A 21,206-nucleotide genomic window follows, 5' to 3' on the forward strand; every position below is an offset into this window, starting at 1 on the left:
GCGAGTAACCCCGACACTAACGCGTGCACGGGAAACTTTCAGCCCCCGCCTGGTCGCGCGCGGGAGGTCAGGCCTGGGGCAGCGCGGGAAGAACCGCCTTGGCGAACGCTTGCGCCGCCTGGCAGCGATCCAGCTCCTTCTCCTTCGAGGCCGCGACCGTGAACTCCACGATCTCCCCCGCGTCGGTCTGGTCCTTCGTCCGGACCAGCACCAGCTCGCACGTCGGGTACGAGCTGTCCCTGAACGACTGGTAGCCCTTCACCCCGCCACCGAGATCGGTCTCGACGGACCTGCTGTCGAACTTGCCGTCCTTCGGGATGCGCGCCGTCTTGAACTCGATCTGCATCTGCGCGCTCTGCCCCGACCAGGAGCACTGGTGCAGCCCGAACGGCAACGCACGCGGCGAGGCACCGAGCACGGGCGCGAGAGTCGACCTCTCGACGATCGCGCACGGGTCGACCTCGACCGGTGAGCCCTTCGGCGGGCTGTACTTCTGCGGGTTGCCCCTGAGCTTGCGCACGGCGCCTTCCAGCACCTTGCGGCCCGGCTCGCACGCCTCGCTGCCATTGGTGCCGGTGCTCGTCTGCAGTCGCACGGCCCGTGCAGGGCTCTCCTGCGTCACGACCGAGATGAAGCACGACGTGTTGTTCAGCTTCTGCTCGGCGCTCTTGAGGCCGGCGATCTGCTTGGTCGCGTTCTTCAGCTCCGTCGACGTCAGCGAGTACCCGATGTCGATCGTGATGCTGAGCGTCTTGCCGGCCTTGTCCTTCATGTAGTTGGCGCAGCGCGTGTAGGAGCTGCTCGTGTACCTCGACGGCGTGCCGACCGTCTGCAGCACGTCCTTGTCGATCAACGCGCACGGGTTGATCAGCCGCAGCCGTTCCGCCGCGAACGCCGGGTCGACGGGCTTGCCCGGCTCGGCCGACGGCTTGGTCGACGGATCGGTCGTGGTCGCGTCCGCACCCGCCTGCACGGTGCGGCGCGGAGAGTTGGTCTTGGCAAGACCCGGCCCGGTCGCACAGCCGGCCATCAGCAACGCGGCGGCGGCGACCACAGCGGTGGCACGAAAACGAGGCACGACGTGCACGGTAGCGACCTTTGCGCGCGTTCGTGGGCGGTACCCCGAGTTGGCCCGTGGCACATGTCACCCAGCGCTACGGGAACGATTCAGAAGATCGACGCGATGTACAGAGTGAAGACCCCGACAGAAGGAGAGACGTGCGAAACCGAATTCGCCGCGCAATCACCTGGCTCGACGCGTGGACGATCGAGGCCTTCAACCCTGTTTACCCTGGTCGTCCCCAGTCATAGCTCCTTGAGCGGCTCTTTGTCCGTGTCCGCGAACTGAGGCCGCAGCGTCGCCCACGCGGCGAACGCCGCCGCCAGCACCACCATGGCGACGCCGGCCCACAGGTTGATGTTGACCCCTTCGGCCTTCTTCAGGTCCTCGTCGGTAGTGAACCCGAACCCGATGACGACCAGTACAACGCCGTACAGGCCGAAGAGGAAAGCGATGATCAGTCGCAGGTCGAACAACCTCATGGCAGCCTCCCTCAGCCGAAGATGAAGTAGAGAACGGTCGTCAGGGCCAGCACTCCGCCACCCAGCAGGGCGGGCGAGCGGTACCAGCCCGCGTCCTCACCGGTGGTGGAGTGCGCCCTGTCCGCCTTGGGCGTCAGGCTGTAGACCAGCCCGCCGAGCTCGCTGTCCGGCTTCGGCCTCGTGACGAGGCTGACCCCGAAGCTCACGACGATGTCGACCACGAACGCGAGACCCGCGCCGAGGAAGCTCGCGCCCTGGCCCGGCAGCTCCAGCAGCTCGATGCCGAACGACGGCTCCGAGATCGCGTAGATGAAGATCGCCGTGAACGTACCGGCGAGCAGGCCGACCCAACCGGCGGTCGGCGTCATCCGCTTCCAGAACATGCCGAGGATGAACGTCGCGAACAGCGGTGCGTTGAAGAACGAGAACAGCGCCTGGATGTAGTCCATGATGTTGGACCCGCCGAGCGAGGCCGCGATGAACGCCGTGCCGATCGCGAGGACGCACGCGCCGACCGTGGCCAGCCGCCCGACCCGCAGGTAGTACTCGTCCGGCCGGTCCTTCTTGATGTAGTCCTGCCAGAGGTCGTACGTGAAGACGGTGTTGAACGAGCTGACGTTCGCCGCCACACCGGCCATGAAGCTCGCCAGCAGACCCGTGATCGCGATGCCGAGGATGCCGTTGGGCAGCAGGTCGCGCATCAGCAGCGGCAGCACGTTGTTGTAGACCACGCCGCTGCTCGTGTCACCGGCCTTGAGCTGCGCCATCTCCGGCACGATCACCGCGGCGATGATGCCGGGGATGATGATGATCGCCGGGATCAACGCCTTCGGGTACGCGCCGATGATCGGCGTCCGCTTGGCCGCGGACATCGACTTGGCGCTCATCGCGCGCTGCACCTCGGCGAAGTTCGTCGTCCAGTAACCGAACGACAGCACGAAGCCGAGACCGAACACCAAACCGATGACACTCCACACCGGGTGGTTGATGCCGGTGAGTTCGGTCGCGGGCCAGGCGGACAGCTGCTCCTGGTCCGTCACCTTCTCGACGAGCCCCTGCCAGCCGCCGACCTTGATCAGGCCGACGATCGTCAACGGCGCCAGCGCGGCCACGATGACGAAGAACTGCAGCACCTCGTTGTAGATGGCGGCACTGAGACCACCGAGCGTCGTGTAGGCGAGGACGACGAGCGCCGCGACGCAGATGGACACCGGCAGCGGCCACCCGAGCAGCGCGTCGATGATCACCGCGAGCGCGAAGAGGTTGATGCCCGCGATCAGGATCTGCGCGACGGCGAAGCTGATCGCGTTGACGAGGTGGGCCGGCTTGCCGAACCGGCGGCGCATGAACTCGGGAACACTGCGCACTTTCGAGCCGTAGTAGAACGGCATCATCACCAGACCGAGGAACACCATCGCGGGGATGGCGCCGATCCAGTAGTAGTGCACGGTCGCCATGCCGTACTGCGCGCCGTTCGCCGTCATGCCCATCAGCTCGAGCGCGCCGAGGTTCGCGGAGATGAACGCGAGCCCGGTGACCCACGCCGGCAGCGAGCGGCCGGACAGCAGGAAGTCGAGGCTGGAGGAGACGGATCGTCGCGCCATCACGCCGATGCCGAGAACCACCACGAAGTAGATCAACAACAACGCGTAGTCGATCGGTCCCGCGTCCAGCCGCAGGTCCGCCTCAGCCAAGATCGACACCGTCCACCTCCCAAAGACTCAAACAAAGTCGAACACCATCGACCAGGAGAGGACATTACTCCGGGCGCAGCGGGACTTACCCCGTGTGGTTGATCACCAAACCACGAGGTTTGAGGGGACGCTCGTCGAAGTCGCAGACGTGCGAAAACGGGATGCGCGTGGGTGGCGGTTTCGCCGAAACTCACGCCGTGAACGAACCGAGCGAGCACGAGGACGCGGCGCTGACGTTGCTGGAGTCGCTGTCCGACGAGACGCTCGCGGAGCTCATGGACCTGGTCGTGGCGGGCAGACCGGTGTGGGCGATCAGACTCGCCCATCAAGCGTCAGGCCCGGACCACTCGCTCTCCGCGGCGATCCAGGCCGTCGGCATGTTCCTCTGAGACGTCAGAACAGCCGGAACTCGTCCGGCTCGATCCCGCGCAACGCGTCGTAGTCCAGCACCACGCACCGGATCCCGCGGTCCTCCGCCAGCACCCGAGCCTGCGGCTTGATCTGCTGCGCCGCGAACACCCCGGCGACCGGCGCCAGCAACGGGTCGCGGTTGAGCAGCTCCAGATACCTGGTCAGCTGCTCGACGCCGTCGATCTCCCCGCGCCGCTTGATCTCCACGGCGACCGACTTGCCGACGGAGTCGCGGCACATCAGGTCGACCGGGCCGATCGGCGTCGGGAACTCGCGGCGCACCAGCGTCCAGCCCTCGCCCAGGGTGGTGACGTGCTCGGCGAGGAGCTTCTGCAGGTCGGCCTCGACGCCGTCCTTCTGCAGGCCGGGCTCGGGGCCGAGCTCGTGCTTGGAGTCGTGCATCACCTCTTCGAGGGTGATGATCAGTTTCTCCCCCGACTTGTTCTGCACCGTCCAGATGTCCGGATCTTCGATGAGCCAGCAGGGCGGGCTCATCCAGTTCAACGGCTTGAACGCGCGGTCGTCCGAGTGGATCGACACCGAACCGTCGGCCTTGATCAGCAACAGGCGCTGAGCCATGGGCAGATGGGCGGTGAGCCGTCCGACGTAGTCGACCTGGCAGCGAGCGATGACGAGACGCACCGCGACAGGCTACGGGGTGCGTCCAGAATCCGGTCGTTAGGTACGGTCCGTGGCGTGGAAAGCCTCGGCACCCGTCAGGTGTACGCAAATCCGTGGATGACCGTTCGCGAGGACGAGATCCAACGCGCGGACGGCTCGAGCGGCATCTACGGCGTGGTCGACAAGCCCGACTTCGCGCTGATCATCCCGCTGGACGGCGAACGCGTGCGGCTCGTCGAGCAGTTCCGCTACCCGATCGGGCTGCGCCGCTGGGAGTTCCCCCAGGGCACCGCACCCGACCGCGCCGACTCCGACCCGGTGCAGCTCGCCACCCGCGAACTGCGCGAGGAGACCGGGCTGCGGGCCGGCCGGATGATCGAGCTCGGGCTGCTCGACGTCGCGCCCGGCATGTCGTCGCAGCGCGGACGGGTGTTCCTCGCGACCAACCTCACCGAGGGCTTCCACGAGCGGGAGCACGAGGAGCAGGACATGCGGTCGCGGTGGTTCCCGCGCGCGGAGTTCGAGTCGATGATCGCGAAGGGCGAGATCACCGACGCCCAGTCGATCGCCGCGTACACGCTTCTCCTGCTGCACGAGCACTCTCAGCCCTGAAAGGCCGCCCGGTAGCTCTGCGGTGAGGTGCCGGCGATCCGCTTGAACCTGTCGCGGAACGCCGTGGCCGACCCGAACCCGACGCGGCTCGCGATCAGCTCGACCGGGTCCTTCGTCGTCTCCAGCAGGTGCTGGGCCTGCCTCACGCGCGCCCGGTGCAGCCACTGCAACGGCGTCGTGCCGGTCTGCTCGCGGAACCGCCGGTTCAACGTCCGCGTGCTCATGCCCGCCTGCCTGGCCAGGTCCTCCAGCGTCAGCTCGCGGGACGCGTTGGCATCCATCCACAGCAGCAGGGGTTCGAGCTCCGCTCCCTGAGGCGCCACCGGTGGCGTCACGATGAACTGCGCCTGCCCTCCCTCGCGTTCCAGCGGCATCACGGCGAAGCGCGCCGCGTCGGCCGCGACGGCGGACCCGTGGTCACGCCGGATCATGTGCAGGCAGAGGTCGAGGCCCGCGGCGGCACCTGCGGACGTCAGGAACTGGCCGTTGTCGACGTACAGCACGTCCGGATCGACCTCCAGCGCCGGAAAACGCGCCGCCAGCTCCTCGGCGCCGAGCCAGTGCGTGGTCACGCGGAGCCCGTCCAGCAGCCCGGTCTCGGCGAACACGAAGGCACCCGTGCAGATCGACGCGATCCGGGCACCCCGGGCCGCGGCCCGGCGCAACGCCTCGACCAGCTGCCGGGGCACCACCATCGCCGGGTCGTGCCCCGGCAGCACGATCGTGTCCACCTCGGACAGCAGCTCCAAGCCGTGCGGGACCTTGATCTCGAAACAGCCCGCGTCGACCGTCCTCTTCGGACCGCAGACCCGCACGCGGTACCGGCCGACCCAGTTGAACGCGTCGACCGGCGTCGCGAAGTCGAACGGGACCACGCTGTCCATCGCCACCACTGCCACCTCGTGCACGTCCACCACCGTAGCTGGCGAGAATCCGTTGGAACATGGCATTCCAGCCAGTTCTCGACGGGTTCCGGCCCTCCTACGGTTCTGATCACCGACGTGAGGGAGCAGGTGCTGTGAAAGCTCAAGTGGTGTTGTTCGACGGCTTCGACCCGTTGGACGTGATCGGCCCGTACGAGACGTTGACCGCGGGCGGGATCCCGACCGAACTGGTGGCGGTCGAAGGGCCGCGCGAGGTCCCGGCCGGTCTCGGCCTGTTGTCCCTCGATGCGACGGCCCAGCTCGACCCCGGTGTCGGCATCATCGTCGTGCCCGGCGCGGCGGCCCACCAGGACGAGGAGATCTTCGCCCTGCTCAGCGCGGGTGCCGTCACGGTCGGTCCCGCGCTCAAGGACACCAGCGCACTACTCGCGACCGTGTGCGGAGGCTCGTTGCTGCTCGGCATCGCCGGCCTGATCAAGGGCCGCAACGCCACCACGAACCACCTCGGCCTGCACGCGCTGGAGTCCATGGGCGTGAACGCGGTCCACGCCCGCATCGTCGACGACGGCGACCTGGTCACCGCCGCCGGCGTCACGTCGGGCGTCGACCTCGGCCTCTACCTGCTCGAACGCGAGGTCGGCGCCCAGCGAGCGCTGCAGGTCGAGACGCTGTTCGCCCACGAGCGCCGCGGCACGGTGTGGAGCGCGGCGTGAGCAAGTTCTTCCTCTCGCTGCACGTCCTGGCCGCGATCATCGCGATCGGCCCGGTCACCGTCGCCGCCAGCATGTTCCCGAAGGCCGTCACCACGACCGGCAACCCCGAGCTCCTGCACCGGATCTGCCGCGTCTACGCGCTCGTCGGCATCTCGGTGCCGGTCTTCGGGTTCGCGACGGCGGGCGTGATGGGCGTGACCGGCCACCCCTGGGTGATCGTGTCGATCGCGCTCACCACCGCCGCCGCGTTCGTGCTGGCCCTCAAGATCCTTCCCGGTCAGGAGAAGGCGTTGAAGACCAAGGACGTCAAGCGGTTGGCCATGTACACGGGGATCTTCAACCTGTTGTGGGCGACCGTGACAGTGCTGATGATCCTCCGGCCGGGCTCGACGACCGGCGCCTAACGCTGGTTCACCGGCCGCACGACGATCTCGTTGACGTCGACCTCCGAAGGCTGCGAGATCGCGTAGGCGATGGCGTCACCGATGGCGGACGCCGGCAGCGCGATCTTGCGGAAGTCCTCCATCAGGTCCGCCGCGAAGTCCTCGGTGATGGTGTCCGCCAGCTCGGACTCCGTGACACCGGGCGAGATCACGGTGACGCGCACGTCGTCGCGTTCCTGGCGCAGGCCCTCGGAGATCGCCCACACCGCGTACTTCGTCGCGCAGTACACGGCGGCGGTCGGCATGACCATGTGCGCGCCAATCGAGGCGACGTTCACGACGTGCCCGCCGCCGGTGAACCGGGGCAGCACGGCGGCGACGCCGTACAGGACACCCTTGATGTTCACGTCCACCATGCGGTCCCACTCGTCGACCTTCAACGAGTCCATGAGGGACAAGGGCATCACACCGGCGTTGTTCACCAGCACGTCGACCCGCCCGTACCGTTCCACCGCCGCGTCCACAAAGGACTGGAAGGACTCGCGCGACGTCACGTCCAGCGGCGCGTACGCACCGCCGATCTCCTCGGCCAGCGCGGCCAGCCGGTCCTCGCGCCGCGCCCCGAGGAACACCTGATGTCCTGCCGCGGCCAGAACTCGGGCCGTGGCCTCGCCGATGCCGCTGGAAGCTCCACTGATCAGAACGACTTTGCTCATGCCGACAACGATCGGCGCGGATCACGACCTCGACCAGGACACCTTCTCCCTAGGAGTGCCACACCCAGGCAGACGACCCGCGCTCCGAATATCCTCGGAACCATGCTCGGCGAGTTCCTGAAAGCCCACCGCGCCCGCGTGAACCCCCAGGACGCGGGCCTGCCGAGCCACACCCAGCGCAAGGTCAAGGGCCTGCGGCGGGAGGAGGTCGCGGTGCTCGCCGGAGTCAGCGCCGACTACTACGCCCGCCTCGAACAGGGCCGCGAGACCAACCCGTCGGCGCAGGTCCTCGACGCCCTCAGCCGAGCGCTGCACCTCGACACCGACGCCCGCGCACACCTGCACCGCCTCGCCGGAGTCGTCGCCGACGAAGGCCACACGACCGACAAGGTCAGCCCCGAGCTGCGGCGGCTCATGAGCGGCATGCACGACATGCCGGCGTTCGTGATGAACGGGTTCCTGGACATGCTGGCCTCGAACGCACTGGCCGAGGCCCTCTACGAGCCCTTCACCCCCGCCGACAACGCGGCCAGGATGACGTTCCTCGACCCGGCGGCCGCGAGCTTCTACCCGCGCTGGAACTGGGTCGCGCAGAGCACCGTCGCACACCTGCGGCAGACCGCCGACCCGAAGTCCACGCGTCTCCAGCAGATGGTCGCGGAACTGAACCAGAACCCGGTCTTCAAAGAGCTCTGGGAGCACCACGAGGTGCGCGGGAAGACCCAGGACGCCAAGGAGTTCGTGCATCCCGCGGTAGGCCCGCTCAAGCTGACCTACCACTCGTTCGACGTCCGGGAGGCGCCCGGCCAGTTCCTCGTGGTCTACCAGGCCGAGCCGGGCCCGAACGCCGACGCGCTGAGGCTCCTCGCGACTAGTCGGGCCACACGGGCGGCCGCTTCTCCAGGAACGACGCCCGTCCCTCTTTGGCTGACGGGGACTGCGAGGTCTCGGCCATGACGGACAGCGCGATCTCGTACCCGTCGGCCTCCGGCCGGTCGAGCTGCGCGTAGACGGTCCGCTTGCCGATGGCCTTCGACGCCCGGCTCCCCCGCGTGGCCCGCGCCAGCAGATCGTCGACTTCCACGTCCAACCGGTCCAAGGGCACGGCCCGGTTGATCAGCCCCCATTCCACCGCGGTGGCCGCGTCGATCACGTCCCCGGTCAGCACCAGCTCCATCAACCGCTTGCGCCCGATCGACCGCGCCACGGGCACCGCGGGCGTGTGGCAGAACCACCCGGCCTTGCCACCGGGCAACGAGAAACCGGCCGTGTCCGCCGCCATCGCGAGATCGCACGACGCCACCAGCTGACACCCGGCCGCCGTCGCCAGCCCCTGCACGCGCGCGATCACGACCTGCGGCGCGGACTGGATGGTCTTCATCAGCACGGTGCACAGCTCCAGCAGCTGCCGCACACCCTCCTCGTCACGGGCGTGCACGTCCGCGAAGTCGTGCCCGGCGGAGAACACCGGCCCGTCGGCGGCCAGCACGATGCCGGCCGCGTCCGACGTGCTCACCTCGCGGAACGCCTCGAGCAGCTCGCTCAGGTGCTCCGCGGACAGCGCGTTGCGCTTGGCCGCGCGGTTCATCGTGATCCGGACTACCGACCCGTCCCGCGCAACGTCGACCATGCCGCGACAGTAAGGCCCTAGCCGAGCCCGCGCACCTCCCGGATCACGGTGACGATCTCGTCCATGATCTCGGTCAGCTCGTAGTCCTTGGGCGTGAACACCCGCGCCACCCCGCGCTCGCGCAGCTTGGCGGCGTCGTCCGGCGGGATGATGCCGCCCACGATCACCGGGATGTCCCCGGCACCGGCCGCGCGCAGCCCGTCGACCACCGCGGGCACCACCTCGAGGTGCGAACCCGACAGGATCGAGAGGCCCACGACGTGCACGTCCTCCTGCACGGCCGCCGACACGATCTGCGACGGCGTGAGGCGGATGCCCTGGTAGACGACCTCGAAGCCGACGTCGCGGGCGCGCACGGCGACCTGCTCGGCACCGTTGGAGTGGCCGTCGAGACCCGGCTTGCCGACGAGCATGCGCAGGCGCTCGCCCAGCTCCTCGCCGGTGGACCGCACCCGGTCGCGCACACGCGCGATCTCCGAGCCCGCCTCGCCGGACGCCGAGGCGCCGGAAACACCTGTGGGGGCACGGTATTCGCCGAACGTCTCGCGCAGGGCCTGCGACCACTCGCCCGTCGTCACGCCGGCGCGGGCACAGGCCAGCGTCACCTCGACGAGGTTCTGGTCGGTCTTCGCGGCCTCGCGCAACGCGTCCAGAGATGCTTCGACAGCGGCGTTGTCCCGCGAAGCGCGCCACTGCTGGATGGCCTCGACGGCGTGCAGCTCGACGATCGGGTCGATCGTCTCGATCGCGTTCGCGCCCTCGGCCTGCAACGGCGACGGCTCGGTCGTGTCGAACTTGTTGACGCCGACGACGATGTCCTCGCCCGCCTCGACGCGGCGGCGGCGATCCGCCAGCGAGGACACCAGGTTCGACTTCATGTAGCCGGACTCGACGGCCGCGACGGCACCGCCCATCGCCTGCACGCGGTCGATCTCCTCCCGCGCGCCGGCGAGGATCTCGTTCACCTTCGCCTCGATGACCGGTGAGCCGTCGAAGATGTCCGCGTACTCCAGCAGGTCCGTCTCGTAGGCGAGCACCTGCTGCATGCGCAACGCCCACTGCTGGTCCCACGGGCGCGGCAGGCCGAGGGCCTCGTTCCACGCGGGGAGCTGGATGGCACGCGCACGGGCGTTGCGGGACAACGAGACCGCGAGCATCTCCAGCACGATGCGCTGGACGTTGTTCTCCGGCTGCGCCTCGGTGAGTCCGAGCGAGTTGACCTGGACGCCGTAGCGGAACCGGCGGTGCTTCGGGTTCTCGACGCCGTACCGCTCCAGCGTGATCTCGTCCCACAGCTGGGCGAACGCGCGCATCTTGCACATCTCCTCGATGAACCGCACACCGGCGTTCACGAAGAAGGAGATGCGGGCGACGACCTCACCGAACTTCTCCTGCGGCACCTGACCGGAGTCGCGCACCGAGTCGAGGACGGCGATCGCCGTGCACATCGCGTACGCGACCTCCTGCGCCGGCGTCGCGCCGACCTCCTGGAGGTGGTAGCTGCAGATGTTGATCGGGTTCCACTTCGGCACGTTCGACACGGTCCACGCGACCATGTCGGTGATCAGCCTCAGCGACGGTCCCGGCGGGAACACGTACGTGCCGCGGGACAGGTACTCCTTGATGATGTCGTTCTGCGTGGTGCCGGCCAGTGCCGACGGGTCCGCGCCCTGCTCCTCGGCCACGGTGACGTACATGGCGAGCAGCCACATGGCCGTCGCGTTGATCGTCATCGACGTGTTGGCTTCGCCGAGCGGGATCTGGTCGAAGAGCTGCCGCATGTCGCCGATGTGGCTGATCGGCACGCCGACCTTGCCGACCTCGCCCTTCGCGAGCTCGTCGTCGGGGTCGTAGCCGGTCTGCGTCGGCAGGTCGAACGCCACGGACAGGCCGGTCTGGCCCTTGGACAGGTTCCGCCGGTAGAGCGCGTTGGAAGCGGCCGCAGAGGAGTGCCCCGCGTACGTCCGCATCACCCAGGGGCGGTCGCGTTCCCGGTCAGCTGGGTACGGCACAGCAACCTCCCACATCGTCGTTCACCGGAGCGTACTGGCCGGTAACAGTTGCTGCGCGTGCGATTGCTCACTGAATCGAGACCACTGGGAGCATGATGAAGAGGTGACGGGCTTCTACCAGACAGGGATCGTGTTCGCGGTTCTCGCCTTGCTGGCTGTGGTGTTGCGGTACTTCGCGGGCAACGACAAACGGCCAGTGCCGGATCTGGACGGCACGGACTTCGGGTTGCTCAGCGAGGTCGCGGTCGTGCCCACGGAGGAGGCCGCGAACGTCCTCGTGCAGAAGCTCAAGCGCAACGGCGTGCGAGCCACGCGTTCACGGCACGCGCCCTACCAGGTGATGGTGTTCCCGGCGGACGTCCCGAACGCGCGGCTCGTGCTCAGGACGTGAGTTCGCGTCGGTCGTCCGGTTGTCTCTTTCCGTCAACCGCCGGAGGCGATTCGGCGGAAAGCGACGGCCGGATGACCGACTTCCCGGCGAACCTCACCGCGCGAGCGGGCGAGCGCAATCAGATGCTGACGCGCTCGACGTCCGCGCCGAGCTTGCGCAGGTTCTCCACGAACCCGGGGTAGCCGCGCTCGATGTGGAAGATCTCGTAGACCTCGGTGGCCCCGTCAGCGCACAGACCAGCGAGAACGAGCCCGGCACCGGCACGGATGTCCGACGCCCACACGGGCGCGCTCGACAGCTTCTCGATGCCGCGGATCACGGCGTGGTGGCCGTCCGTGCGCGCGTCGGCCCCGAGCCGGATCATCTCGTCGATGAACCGGAACCGGGACTCGAACAGGTTCTCGGTGATCATCGCGGTGCCCTCGGAGACCGTGGACAGCGCGATCGCGAACGGCTGGTTGTCCGTGGCGAAGCCGGGGTACGGCAGCGTCACGAAGTCGACGGCCTTGGGCCGGCCCTCCATGACCACGCGGAAGCCCTCGTCCTCGCCGCCCTCGTAGACGGTGACCTCGGCGCCGGCCATGCGCAGCTTCTCGAGCACGAGGTCGAGGTGGTGCGGGTTCACGCCGCGAACCCGCACGTCGCCGCGCGTCATGGCGGCGGCGAAGCCCCAGGTGGCGCCCACGATCCGGTCACCGATCACGCGGTGCTCGGTCGGCTTGAGCTCGGTGACGCCGTGCACCGTCAACGTGGACGTGCCGGCGCCCTCGACCTTCGCGCCCATCTGGTTGAGCATCAGGCAGAGGTCGACGATCTCGGGCTCGCGCGCGGCGTTGTCGATGACCGTCGTGCCGGTGGCCAGCACGGCCGCCATCAGGATGTTCTCGGTGGCACCCATGCTCGGGAAGTCGAGCCAGATCTGCGTGCCGTGCAGCCCTTCGGCCTCGGCGACGATGCAGCCGTGCTCGATCCACGTGGTCGCGCCGAGCTTCTCGAGCCCGCTCTGGTGCATGTCGAGCGGCCGCGAGCCGATCGCGTCACCGCCGGGCAGCGCCACGACGGCACGCTTGCAGCGCCCGACGAGCGGTCCGAGCACGCAGATGCTCGCGCGCAGCTTGCCCATCGCCTCGGAGTCGGCCCGGTGGCTCAGCTCGGCGGGCGTCGTGATCCTCGCCACGTCACCCTCGAGCTCGACCTCGCAGCCGAGACTGCGCAACGCGTCCGCCATCAGCGGCACGTCGAGGATGTCCGGGCAGTTCGTGATGGTCGTCGTGCCCTCAGCCAGGAGGGCCGCGGCCATCAGCTTGAGCACGCTGTTCTTGGCGCCGACGACATCGACCTCGCCGACCAGCCTTGCGCCACCGTGTACCCGGAAATGCTCGCTCACGCGGCAATCCTACGTACGCCCATAGAGTGCCGGACATGGCGGTACATCTCACCAAGATCTACACGCGGGTCGGCGACGACGGCACGACCGGCCTGGGCGACTTCTCCCGCGTCCCGAAGACCTCACCACGCATCGAGGCCTACGCGGACGTCGACGAAACGAACGCGTCCCTGGGCGTGGCCCTGGCCCTCGGCCAGCTCGCCCCGGACGTCTTCGACGTGGTGCGCAAAGTCCAGAACGACCTCTTCGACGTCGGAGCGGACCTCTGCACGCCGATCGTGCCGGACCCCAAGTACCCGCCGTTGCGCGTGACCCAGGCGTACGTGGACCGTCTGGAGGGCTACTGCGACACGTTCAACGAACGGCTGGGCAAGCTCGACTCGTTCATCCTGAACGGCGGCACCCCCGGAGCGGCCCTGCTGCACCAGGCGCGCACCATCGCCCGCCGGGCGGAGCGCCGCGCGTGGTCGTTGATCGAGGACGACGCGGAGCACACGAACGTCCTCACGGCCAAGTACCTGAACCGGCTCTCGGACCTGCTGTTCATCCTGGCGAGGGTGGCGAACCCGGACGGCGACGTCCTCTGGCAGCCGGGCGAGAACGCCTGAGACACGACGAAGGGCGCGTTCCCTGCGGGGAACGCGCCCTTCACGTCTGTGCTCAGGAAGCCCAGGGAATCGAACGCCCCGGAGGCGAGGACTCGAGCCAGGACAGGAAACCGGTCAGCGCGTCCGGCCCCATCGCGATCTCGACCTCACCGTTGGCGGACCGGCACCGCAGCACCGTCGCCCCCACCGGCATGGCGTAGGCCTCCGGCCCGGTGGGCTCGCGACGTGCGTCGATCTCCAGCCCGTCGCGCGTGATCAGCTCGTTCGGCCCCGACCCGAGCGACAACACCCGGAACCAGGCGAACGAGTCTCCCCGGTAGTGCCCCACGCCCAGGTGCCATCCACGACCGCGGTCGTCGAAGACGCTCCGCAGTGCGACGTGCACCCCGCCCTCGCGCAGCAACCGGATCCGGCGCCAGGCGAAGTAGGCGATGACGATCGCCACCCCAAGAAGGATCAGGCCGGCAATCTCGGTGATCCCCACGGCTGCGGCCTCGTGCCCGGTCTCAGGCCGACTGTTCCACGGCCCGCACGCGCGCTGCCGCACGTGCGCGCTCTGCGTCGTCCGCGTCCTGCAGCGCCGAACGCGCCGCGTCCACGTCGATCTCGCCCGCGAGCTCGGCGTCCTCGGCGAGAATCGACACGCCGGTGCCGGTCACGGAGAGGAAGCCACCGTGCACGGCGGCGGTGACCAGGCCACCGTCGGTCGTGCGCACGCGCACCACGCCACCCTCGACCAGCTGGCCGAGCACGGGCTCGTGACCGGGCAGGATGCCGATCTCGCCCTCGGTGGTCTGCGCCGAAACAGAGGTGGCCTTACCGGACCACAAACGGCGTTCAACGGCGACCAGTTCAACGGTCATCTCGGCCACGCGTATCTCCCTCGTCGTCTGGAGTCGATCTGAGTCTAAACGGTCGCCTGACAACCTTGCCGCCCCGCCCGGTGTCAGTACCTTCGACGACCGCCGAAGGGGGGACATGCAGGACTTCGAGGACTTCGTGGCGTTGCGTTCGCAGGCCTTGCTGCGCACGGCATATCTGCTGTGCGGCGGCGACAGGGGCGCCGCTGAGGACATTCTGCAGGACGTCCTCATGAGCATGTACGGCAAGTGGCGCCGGATCAGGTCCTCACCGGAGGCGTACGCCCGCGCGGGGCTCGCCAACGCGGCCGCCAACCGCTGGCGTAGGCGGTCCCGCAAGCCGGAGGCGCCGCTCGAACTGGGCGCGGTCCCGACAGCACACGGGCACGAACAACAGGTCGTGGACGCGGACAGCGTGGTGCGCGCGCTGGCGCAGCTGCCGAAGAAGATGCGCGCCGTTCTGGTGCTGCGGTTCTTCGACGACCTCAGCGAGGCCGAGACGGCACGGGCGCTCGGCTGCGGCATCGGCACGGTGAAGAGCCAGACCTCGCGCGGCCTCGCCCGCATGCGTGAACTGATGGGTGAGCAGGTGCTGACGTGGAACTGAAGCAGGCGATGGAGGCCGCGACGGCGGAGCTCGACGTGCGGCCGGGGTTCGTGGGGGACGTGATGGCGGGGGGACGACGGATGCACACGCGCAGGCTCGTGGCGGTGACCGCGGCGGTGGCGCTGCTCGCGGGGGTGACGACGGGGGTGGTGCTGACCAGGACGCCGGACGAGCCGCCGGACCCGCGGCTGACGGCGGCGACGGCCGGCCCGCTCGCCGGCGACGCCGAGTTCCTCGCGACCGCGCTGCACCTGTGGACCGAGGCGCAGGAGGACCAGCCGTGGAAGCGGGACGAGCCCGTGACCGAGGTCTCGTCGAAGCCGAACGTCTTCTGGACCGGGCAGACGCCCACGGGCCCTGCGGCACTGGTCGCGCAGCAGGTGCGGGTCCGCACCTCGGAGCACCCCGCGACGCTCGTCGGTCTGGTCGCCGACGGCAAGGTGGTCGACCGCGAGGTCGTGCTCGCGGAGGCCAGGGACCGCGAGGCCGGGCTCTACCGCTTCGGTCCCCTCGGCGACCAGTACGTGGTGCTCACCCTCGGCAAGACGGTGTCCTGGTCGCAGAGCCCGCAGCGCGGTCCGAACAACCGCCTGACCCGCACCTGGGCCGCCGCGCCCCAGGACGGGGACGGCGTGGTCTTCACCGTCGCCCCGGCCGAGAACCGGCCCGTGTTCGTGCGCGGCGACTCCGTTCCCGCGCCCGACGACTTCACCCAGCCCGCGATCATCAGCGGTGACCTCGAACCGGACCGCCCGTTCGAGCCCCACCCCGGCCTGGGCTGGGAGGGGAGCTTCTGCGCCACGGACTTCCCGGAGCAGACGCCGGAGCAGCGGAAGCGCTGGCAGAGCATGACGATGCAGTCGGTGCGGCACGAACTCCAGAAGCGCGCCGCGCTCGACTACGTCACCACCTGGGACGGGACCGCGGACTGGAGCGTCTGCGCGTGGCTGCTCGACGGCCGGTACGCCCTGATGTTCGAGTCGTACGGACAGTTGTTCGGCGCGCTCTACAAGCCGGACGGCACGTTCAGCACCCCCGTCGTCGGCGGCAAGGCGACCAAGGGCGAGCCCGCGGTGCTGCGGATGCCGGACGACCTGGGCACGATCGTCGCCGACGTCGGCGCCACCGTCGGCCCCCAGGAACGCGACCACGCCTGGCTGGCCCCGATGGGCACCACGGAGGTCACCGTGCGCCAGAAGGGCGTGCCCAGGGTGATCCCGCTGCGCTAGCCGTGCCAGGAACGCCAGAGCGTCGCGTAGGCGCCGTCTCGGGCGACCAGGTCGTCGTGCGAACCCAGCTCCACGATCCGCCCCGCGTCGACGACCGCGATCCGGTCGGCGTCACGCGCGGTCTGCAACCGGTGCGCGATCGCGATCACCGTGCGCTTCTCCCGCACGGCCGCGATCGCGCGTTCCGCGTGGCGGGCCGTGGCCGGGTCGAGCGACGACGTGGCCTCGTCCAGCACGAGCGTGTGCGGATCGGCGACCTCGACGCGGGCGAGCGCCAACTGCTGCGCCTGTGCGGGATCCAGCTCCAACCCGCCCGCGCCGAGCTGCGTGTCGAGGCCTTCGGGCAGTTCCTCGAACCACTGCGCGTCCACGGTGCGCAGCGCTTCGAGCAGCCGTTCGTCCGGCACGTCCGGGGCCGCCAGCGCGAGGTTCTCCCTGACCGTGCCGATGAACACGTGGTGTTCCTGCGTCACCAGCACGATCCGCTGCTCTCCCGCGGCCGCGAGGTCCGCGACGGGCACACCGCCGACCAGGACGGATCCCTCCCCCGGCCGGTCGACGCCCGCGATCAGCCGGCCCAGCGTCGACTTGCCCGCGCCGGAGACGCCGACGATCGCCAGCCGTTCTCCCTGCTGCACCACGAGATCGACGCCGTGCAGCACCTCATGGCCGTCCACATAGGAGTAGCGGACGCCGCTCACCTCGATGCGGTCGCCGTCCGGCTCCCCGACGACGGGCGGGGGTTCGCCGTGAGCCCCGATGCCCTCGATCCGCGCGAACGACGCACCGCCGCGCTGCAGGAACTCGACCCAGAACAGGATGCGGTCCATCGGCTCGACCAGCCGCCAGACCCAGAGCACGGCCGTGACGACGACCTCGATCCGCACGCCGTCGGACACGTAGAAGAAGCCGCCGACGAGCAGCACCAGCACGGCCGGCAGCACGTTCACGAACGTGGTCACCGGGAACAGCACGTTCCTCAGCGCGAGCGTCCGCAGCCGCGTCCGGTACGACCGGGCGATGGTGGCGTCCACCGCCGCGACCATCCGATCCCTCAGGCCGTACGTCTCGATCGTCCGGCTGCCCTCGCCGACCGCCGCGGACATCTCCGCCACGTCGCCGGTGGCCTCGCTCTCCGCGAGGTACGCCTCCCGCGCGCGGGACAGGTACCAGCGCACCACCCACACCACGAACGGCACGCCGGCCAGCGAGACGAGGCCGAGCACCGGGTCCAGCCAGAACACCGCGACGAACACGACCAGGAGGTGCACGACGCCCGCGAGCACCTCGGGCACGCCGTCCCGCAAGGCCAGTCCGACCGTGCCGACGTCGCTCGTCACCCGCGTCAACAGGTCTCCGGTGCCCAGCCTGTCGACCACGCGCGCGGGCAACGCCAGCGTGCGCGTCACCGCCTCCTCGCGCAACGAGGCCAGGAACCGTTCGCCGAGCCTCGCCGTCAGCAAGGCGCTGTACCGCACCAGCAACAGGTGCGCGACGGCCGCGCCGAGCACCCCGAGCGCCAACGCGTCCACAGTGGACAGCGTCAGCGAGCCGTCCTCCACCCCGCCGATGATCCTGCCGAGCAGGTAGGGCCCGACGAGCCCCGACGACGCCGAGAGCGCGGTGAGCACGAGCACTCCAGCCAGCGCGGGACGTTCGCCGCGGAGCAGCCGCCCGGCCGCCTGCCGCACCTCACGGCGACCCGCGATCGGCAACCTCGTCATCGGGTCTCCTCCAGGTGCACGACCTGATCCGCCTGCCCCGCCCACAACGGCGACGCCGACACCACGACGGTGGTCCGTCCCGACCGTCTCTCCCGCACCCTCTTCGCCACCGCCGCCTCGGTCACCGCGTCGAGCGCGGACGTCGGCTCGACCAGCACGAGCAGGTCCGGTTCGCTCAGCAACGCCCGCACGAGCCGCAGCCGTTGGCGCTGACCGCCGGACACGTTGCGCCCCTGCGACTCCAGGTGCGAGTCGAGCCCGTCCGGCATGGCCTCCACGACGTCCACCGCGGCCGCCGCGTACAACGCCTCGTCGAGTTCGGCGTCGCCGTGCACGCCCACCGACACCGCCTCGCGCACCGGCCCCGCGAACAGGTAGTCGTCGTTGTCCGCCACCACCCCGGGCAACCGGTCGACGGCCTCCCTGGCCAGCGTCGCGTTCGCCGAGACGACCACCGTCAACGCCCCGGCCTTCACGTCCAGCGGCTCGGCCCCGGCGTCCTCCTCGTCGGGCCGCAGCCGGAGGACGTCGACGACCCGCCGCGCCGACACCAGCGCCCGCGGGATCGCGTCCGCCCCCTCCATGAAGAAGCCGACCGGCACCGTCAGCGTCGTGACGTACAGGTAGACCGCGACCGTCTCCTCGATCGTGATGGCACCGCTCACCACCATCCGCGCGACGATCCACGTGACCACGGCGAGGAACACCGCGGGCAGCCCCCACGTCAGCGCCTGCACCCAGCTCAGCCACGCCGACACCCGGTAACCGTCCGCGGTGACCTCCCGGGACAGGGCCCGGAACCGCGTCTCGAACGCCGGCTTCCCACCGATCCCGGACAGCACCCGCAGCCCGCCCACGATGTCCCCGGCCCGCGAGCTCAGCTCCCCCTGCCGCTGCCGGTAGTCGGCCTCCACAGCGTGCAACCGCCGCAGCACCGGCCCGGTCACCACCGCGAGCACCGGCACCCCGAGCAACACCACGACGGCGACCAAGGGCGAGATCCGCACCAGCAACACCGCCGTGGCCACGTACGCGACCACGGCCCCCACCCCGGGCCCGGTACTGGTCAACGCGTGCGCGATCCGCGCAGTGTCCCCGTTCTGCAGGTACGTCAGCTCCCCCGTGGACAGCTTCCGCCGCACCACCCCGCCCAGCCGGGTGACGTGCCGGACGACGACCTGAGCCGTGCGCAACGCAGCATCGGTCCGCACCAACGTCATCGTGCGATGCCGCGCGATGAACACCAACGCCATCCCGACGGCCACCGCGAGCAGAGCACCGCACCACCCGAGCAACGCGCCCCGGTCACCACCCCGGAGCCCGTCCTCGACGGCTCGCGAGATCACGTACGGCGGCAGGACGAGCAAGCACATCGACAGCGAGCCCCACCACGCCCCGGCGAGCACCCGCCACCGCTGCACGCGCACGAGCCACCACAGGTACCGCCAGGGGGAACGAACGTCAGGCGTTCCGGGGTCGTCGTGAGGAACGTGTCGCGCCATACGACGACCTTGCCATCACCCGGCCGACCCCACGACCGATTTCGCCTTCAGCCCAATCGCACCAACGGCCGTTGCGCCCAACGCAGCCACGAACGCAAACGCGTAGAAGCCCCACGGATGCGCCAACCCAGCCGTGAGCAACGCACCGCCGAGTAACGGCCCACTGATGGCACCCAACCGCCCAACCCCAGCGGCCCACCCGATGCCCGTGGCCCGGTTCTCCTCGTAAACCCGCCCCGCATAGGCATAAACGAGCACCTGGGCGCTGAACACGAAGCACCCGGCCAAAAACACGGCGACGTAAACCCCGACCCCGGGCAACTTGATGCTCAACAGGGCCAGAAACACCACAGCAGCAGCAAACCACCCGATGGCAGCAGGCCGGACCCCAACCCGGTCGGCAACAGCGCCGGCGATCAAAAGCCCGACCACAGCACCAATGTTGAGCGTCAACAACAACGCCAACGCAGTCCCCAACTCATACCCGGCACTGCGCATGATCTGCGGCAACCAGGTGTTCAACCCGTACACGAGCAACAGCCCCATGAACGAGGCGACCCAGAACGCCACAGTCGCCCGCCGAAGCCCAGGCCGGAACAACGACCCGACAGCCTCCAACGCGGGAGCCCGCCGCACCACGGTCTCCGGCAAGTGCTTGACCATCAAGGGAATCAACACCAACGCGGGCAACGCCCCCACCACGAACAGAGACCGCCACCCCAGCTGGGGGATGAGCACGATCCCCAGCAACGCCGTGATGACAGCACCGACGTGGTACCCAGTCATGATGAGCGTGGTGGCCCGCCCACCCTGCTGAGGCCGAGCCTCGTTGACCAAAGCGATGGCGGTGGGCAGACACCCACCAAGCCCAAGCCCGGCAAGGAACCGAAGCACACCAAAGGTCGTGGCGTCAGGCGCGAACGCACAGGCCAATGTGAACACGGAGAACCCGGCCACCGCGAAAATCATCACCTTGCGACGCCCAACGACGTCAGTGATGGTCCCGATGACCAACGCCCCGAGCATCATCCCGACCAACCCGGCCGTCGACACAGCACTGGCCGACGCGGTGGTGAGCAGCTTTTCCTGCAACAGCACAGGAATCACCGTGCCGAGCACCACGAGGTCAAAGCCGTCCAGCAGAACCGCAGTCCAGCAGAGCGGCAACACCCACTTGTTCACGAGCACTCTCCTCGCCCCCGACACCTGGCTTGAGCTGCCGTGAATGGTGCGACGAGAGCCCGACAAGCGGGAGCCCGGTTTCCACTGAACGGAAATCCGATGACGCACCAACACCCACACACAGCGACGCAAGCAAGCCCGAATGAGCAAAAGAGCCAGGTCAGCCCAACAGCCGCAATGCGAAGCGAGCCAGAACGAGCAAAGGGCCAGGCCAGCCAACAGTGGCGATGCGAAGCGAGCCCGCACGAGCCAAAGGGCAAGGTCAGCCCGAGCAGTGGCGATGCGGAGCGAGCCGTCCGAACCTGCTGCCTGCATGTAAAGCGGTAAGCCCCTCGACTGGCGATTGGGGCTTTACCTCGAGGGGCGGGATGCCACCCTCTCGGGCACGGCCGGGCGCTTTTCAGCCCGGCCTTTTCCGGCCGTCAAGCATCCCGCCAGAGGCTCGAGGTCAAGCCCCAATCGCAGCCCTTGATTCGTCACTGCCTGACGGACCACCCA

23 protein-coding genes are annotated in these 21,206 nt (G+C 69.1%); 9 read left to right on the forward strand and 14 right to left on the reverse strand.

The window, feature by feature from the left end; genetic code table 11:
• Positions 1-67: 67 nt before the first annotated feature.
• From ACWF7A_RS25675 to ACWF7A_RS25685, 3 genes are all read right to left on the reverse strand, one after another.
• Entirely contained in the window at positions 68-1,078 is a 1,011-nt protein-coding gene (locus ACWF7A_RS25675; RefSeq protein WP_452253040.1) for a hypothetical protein, read from the reverse strand.
• A 227-nt stretch (positions 1,079-1,305) separates the two neighbouring features.
• Entirely contained in the window at positions 1,306-1,542 is a 237-nt protein-coding gene (locus tag ACWF7A_RS25680) for a hypothetical protein (protein ID WP_452253041.1), read from the reverse strand.
• A gap of 11 nt (positions 1,543-1,553) precedes the next feature.
• Positions 1,554-3,245, reverse strand: coding sequence for a sodium:solute symporter family protein (locus ACWF7A_RS25685; protein ID WP_452253042.1), 1,692 nt, complete (start codon positions 3,243-3,245; stop codon positions 1,554-1,556).
• A 188-nt stretch (positions 3,246-3,433) separates the two neighbouring features.
• Between ACWF7A_RS25685 and ACWF7A_RS25690 the strand changes: the two genes are divergently transcribed.
• The gene (locus ACWF7A_RS25690; RefSeq protein ID WP_452253043.1) at positions 3,434-3,625 is read left to right on the forward strand and encodes a hypothetical protein; all 192 of its coding nucleotides are present in this window, start codon (positions 3,434-3,436) and stop codon (positions 3,623-3,625) included.
• 4 nt (positions 3,626-3,629) lie between these two features.
• Here ACWF7A_RS25690 and nucS read toward each other — a convergent pair whose 3' ends face one another.
• Complete coding sequence (nucS, locus tag ACWF7A_RS25695; RefSeq protein WP_452253044.1) at positions 3,630-4,289, reverse strand: endonuclease NucS; 660 nt, start codon at positions 4,287-4,289, stop codon at positions 3,630-3,632.
• 96 nt (positions 4,290-4,385) lie between these two features.
• Between nucS and ACWF7A_RS25700 the strand changes: the two genes are divergently transcribed.
• Entirely contained in the window at positions 4,386-4,880 is a 495-nt protein-coding gene (locus ACWF7A_RS25700) for an NUDIX domain-containing protein (RefSeq protein WP_452253045.1), read from the forward strand.
• On the opposite strand, the gene ACWF7A_RS25705 is transcribed toward ACWF7A_RS25700, so the two are convergent.
• Positions 4,871-5,788 carry a GlxA family transcriptional regulator gene (locus ACWF7A_RS25705; protein WP_452253046.1) on the reverse strand — a complete coding sequence of 306 codons (918 nt, stop codon included), beginning with the start codon at positions 5,786-5,788 and terminating at the stop codon, positions 4,871-4,873. The two genes, ACWF7A_RS25700 and ACWF7A_RS25705, sit on opposite strands and share 10 nt — an antisense overlap.
• A gap of 110 nt (positions 5,789-5,898) precedes the next feature.
• On the opposite strand from ACWF7A_RS25705, the gene ACWF7A_RS25710 reads away from it, so the two are divergent.
• Positions 5,899-6,477 carry a DJ-1/PfpI family protein gene (locus ACWF7A_RS25710; protein ID WP_452253047.1) on the forward strand — a complete coding sequence of 193 codons (579 nt, stop codon included), beginning with the start codon at positions 5,899-5,901 and terminating at the stop codon, positions 6,475-6,477.
• Complete coding sequence (locus ACWF7A_RS25715; protein WP_452253048.1) at positions 6,474-6,881, forward strand: hypothetical protein; 408 nt, start codon at positions 6,474-6,476, stop codon at positions 6,879-6,881. Before ACWF7A_RS25710 ends, ACWF7A_RS25715 begins: the two co-directional genes overlap by 4 nt.
• On the opposite strand, the gene ACWF7A_RS25720 is transcribed toward ACWF7A_RS25715, so the two are convergent.
• Entirely contained in the window at positions 6,878-7,576 is a 699-nt protein-coding gene (locus ACWF7A_RS25720; protein ID WP_452253049.1) for an SDR family oxidoreductase, read from the reverse strand. The two genes, ACWF7A_RS25715 and ACWF7A_RS25720, sit on opposite strands and share 4 nt — an antisense overlap.
• A gap of 102 nt (positions 7,577-7,678) precedes the next feature.
• Between ACWF7A_RS25720 and ACWF7A_RS25725 the strand changes: the two genes are divergently transcribed.
• Positions 7,679-8,533: a helix-turn-helix transcriptional regulator gene (locus tag ACWF7A_RS25725; protein ID WP_452253050.1), complete on the forward strand. Its 855-nt coding sequence runs from the start codon at positions 7,679-7,681 to the stop codon at positions 8,531-8,533.
• Here ACWF7A_RS25725 and ACWF7A_RS25730 read toward each other — a convergent pair.
• Both ACWF7A_RS25730 and ACWF7A_RS25735 read right to left on the reverse strand, forming a co-directional pair.
• Positions 8,448-9,206: an enoyl-CoA hydratase-related protein gene (locus ACWF7A_RS25730; protein ID WP_452253051.1), complete on the reverse strand. Its 759-nt coding sequence runs from the start codon at positions 9,204-9,206 to the stop codon at positions 8,448-8,450. The genes ACWF7A_RS25725 and ACWF7A_RS25730 overlap by 86 nt on opposite strands.
• Positions 9,207-9,223: 17 nt before the next feature.
• The gene (locus tag ACWF7A_RS25735) at positions 9,224-11,218 is read right to left on the reverse strand and encodes a protein meaA (RefSeq protein WP_452253052.1); all 1,995 of its coding nucleotides are present in this window, start codon (positions 11,216-11,218) and stop codon (positions 9,224-9,226) included.
• Positions 11,219-11,321: 103 nt separating this feature from the next.
• Between ACWF7A_RS25735 and ACWF7A_RS25740 the strand changes: the two genes are divergently transcribed.
• Complete coding sequence (locus tag ACWF7A_RS25740; protein ID WP_452253053.1) at positions 11,322-11,609, forward strand: hypothetical protein; 288 nt, start codon at positions 11,322-11,324, stop codon at positions 11,607-11,609.
• A 118-nt stretch (positions 11,610-11,727) separates the two neighbouring features.
• Here ACWF7A_RS25740 and murA read toward each other — a convergent pair whose 3' ends face one another.
• Positions 11,728-12,996: a UDP-N-acetylglucosamine 1-carboxyvinyltransferase gene (murA, locus tag ACWF7A_RS25745; RefSeq protein WP_452253054.1), complete on the reverse strand. Its 1,269-nt coding sequence runs from the start codon at positions 12,994-12,996 to the stop codon at positions 11,728-11,730.
• A 35-nt stretch (positions 12,997-13,031) separates the two neighbouring features.
• Here murA and ACWF7A_RS25750 point away from each other — a divergent pair, with 35 nt between their 5' ends.
• Positions 13,032-13,604, forward strand: a complete 573-nt coding sequence (locus ACWF7A_RS25750) for a cob(I)yrinic acid a,c-diamide adenosyltransferase (RefSeq protein WP_452253055.1) — start codon at positions 13,032-13,034, stop codon at positions 13,602-13,604.
• Positions 13,605-13,656: 52 nt separating this feature from the next.
• Here ACWF7A_RS25750 and ACWF7A_RS25755 read toward each other — a convergent pair whose 3' ends face one another.
• Positions 13,657-14,088 (reverse strand): DUF2550 domain-containing protein, encoded by a 432-nt coding sequence (locus ACWF7A_RS25755; protein ID WP_452253056.1) that lies wholly within the window; start codon positions 14,086-14,088, stop codon positions 13,657-13,659.
• Between the two features lie 22 nt (positions 14,089-14,110).
• Complete coding sequence (locus ACWF7A_RS25760) at positions 14,111-14,476, reverse strand: F0F1 ATP synthase subunit epsilon (protein WP_204763922.1); 366 nt, start codon at positions 14,474-14,476, stop codon at positions 14,111-14,113.
• 106 nt (positions 14,477-14,582) lie between these two features.
• Here ACWF7A_RS25760 and ACWF7A_RS25765 point away from each other — a divergent pair, with 106 nt between their 5' ends.
• Positions 14,583-15,071, forward strand: a complete 489-nt coding sequence (locus tag ACWF7A_RS25765) for a SigE family RNA polymerase sigma factor (protein ID WP_452253057.1) — start codon at positions 14,583-14,585, stop codon at positions 15,069-15,071.
• Entirely contained in the window at positions 15,062-16,300 is a 1,239-nt protein-coding gene (locus tag ACWF7A_RS25770) for a hypothetical protein (RefSeq protein ID WP_452253058.1), read from the forward strand. The genes ACWF7A_RS25765 and ACWF7A_RS25770 overlap by 10 nt, the downstream gene beginning before the upstream one ends.
• Here ACWF7A_RS25770 and ACWF7A_RS25775 read toward each other — a convergent pair.
• The 3 genes from ACWF7A_RS25775 to ACWF7A_RS25785 are packed head-to-tail and all read right to left on the reverse strand — an operon-like array spanning position 16,297 to position 20,708.
• On the reverse strand, positions 16,297-18,024 hold the full coding sequence (locus tag ACWF7A_RS25775) for an ABC transporter ATP-binding protein (RefSeq protein ID WP_452253059.1): 1,728 nt from the start codon (positions 18,022-18,024) through the stop codon (positions 16,297-16,299). The genes ACWF7A_RS25770 and ACWF7A_RS25775 overlap by 4 nt on opposite strands.
• The gene (locus ACWF7A_RS25780) at positions 18,021-19,526 is read right to left on the reverse strand and encodes an ABC transporter transmembrane domain-containing protein (RefSeq protein ID WP_452253060.1); all 1,506 of its coding nucleotides are present in this window, start codon (positions 19,524-19,526) and stop codon (positions 18,021-18,023) included. The genes ACWF7A_RS25775 and ACWF7A_RS25780 overlap by 4 nt, the downstream gene beginning before the upstream one ends.
• A gap of 15 nt (positions 19,527-19,541) precedes the next feature.
• Positions 19,542-20,708 carry an MFS transporter gene (locus ACWF7A_RS25785; RefSeq protein WP_452253061.1) on the reverse strand — a complete coding sequence of 389 codons (1,167 nt, stop codon included), beginning with the start codon at positions 20,706-20,708 and terminating at the stop codon, positions 19,542-19,544.
• Between the last annotated feature and the right edge of the window lie 498 nt (positions 20,709-21,206).

This window comes from Lentzea sp. NPDC055074 (genome assembly GCF_053608005.1).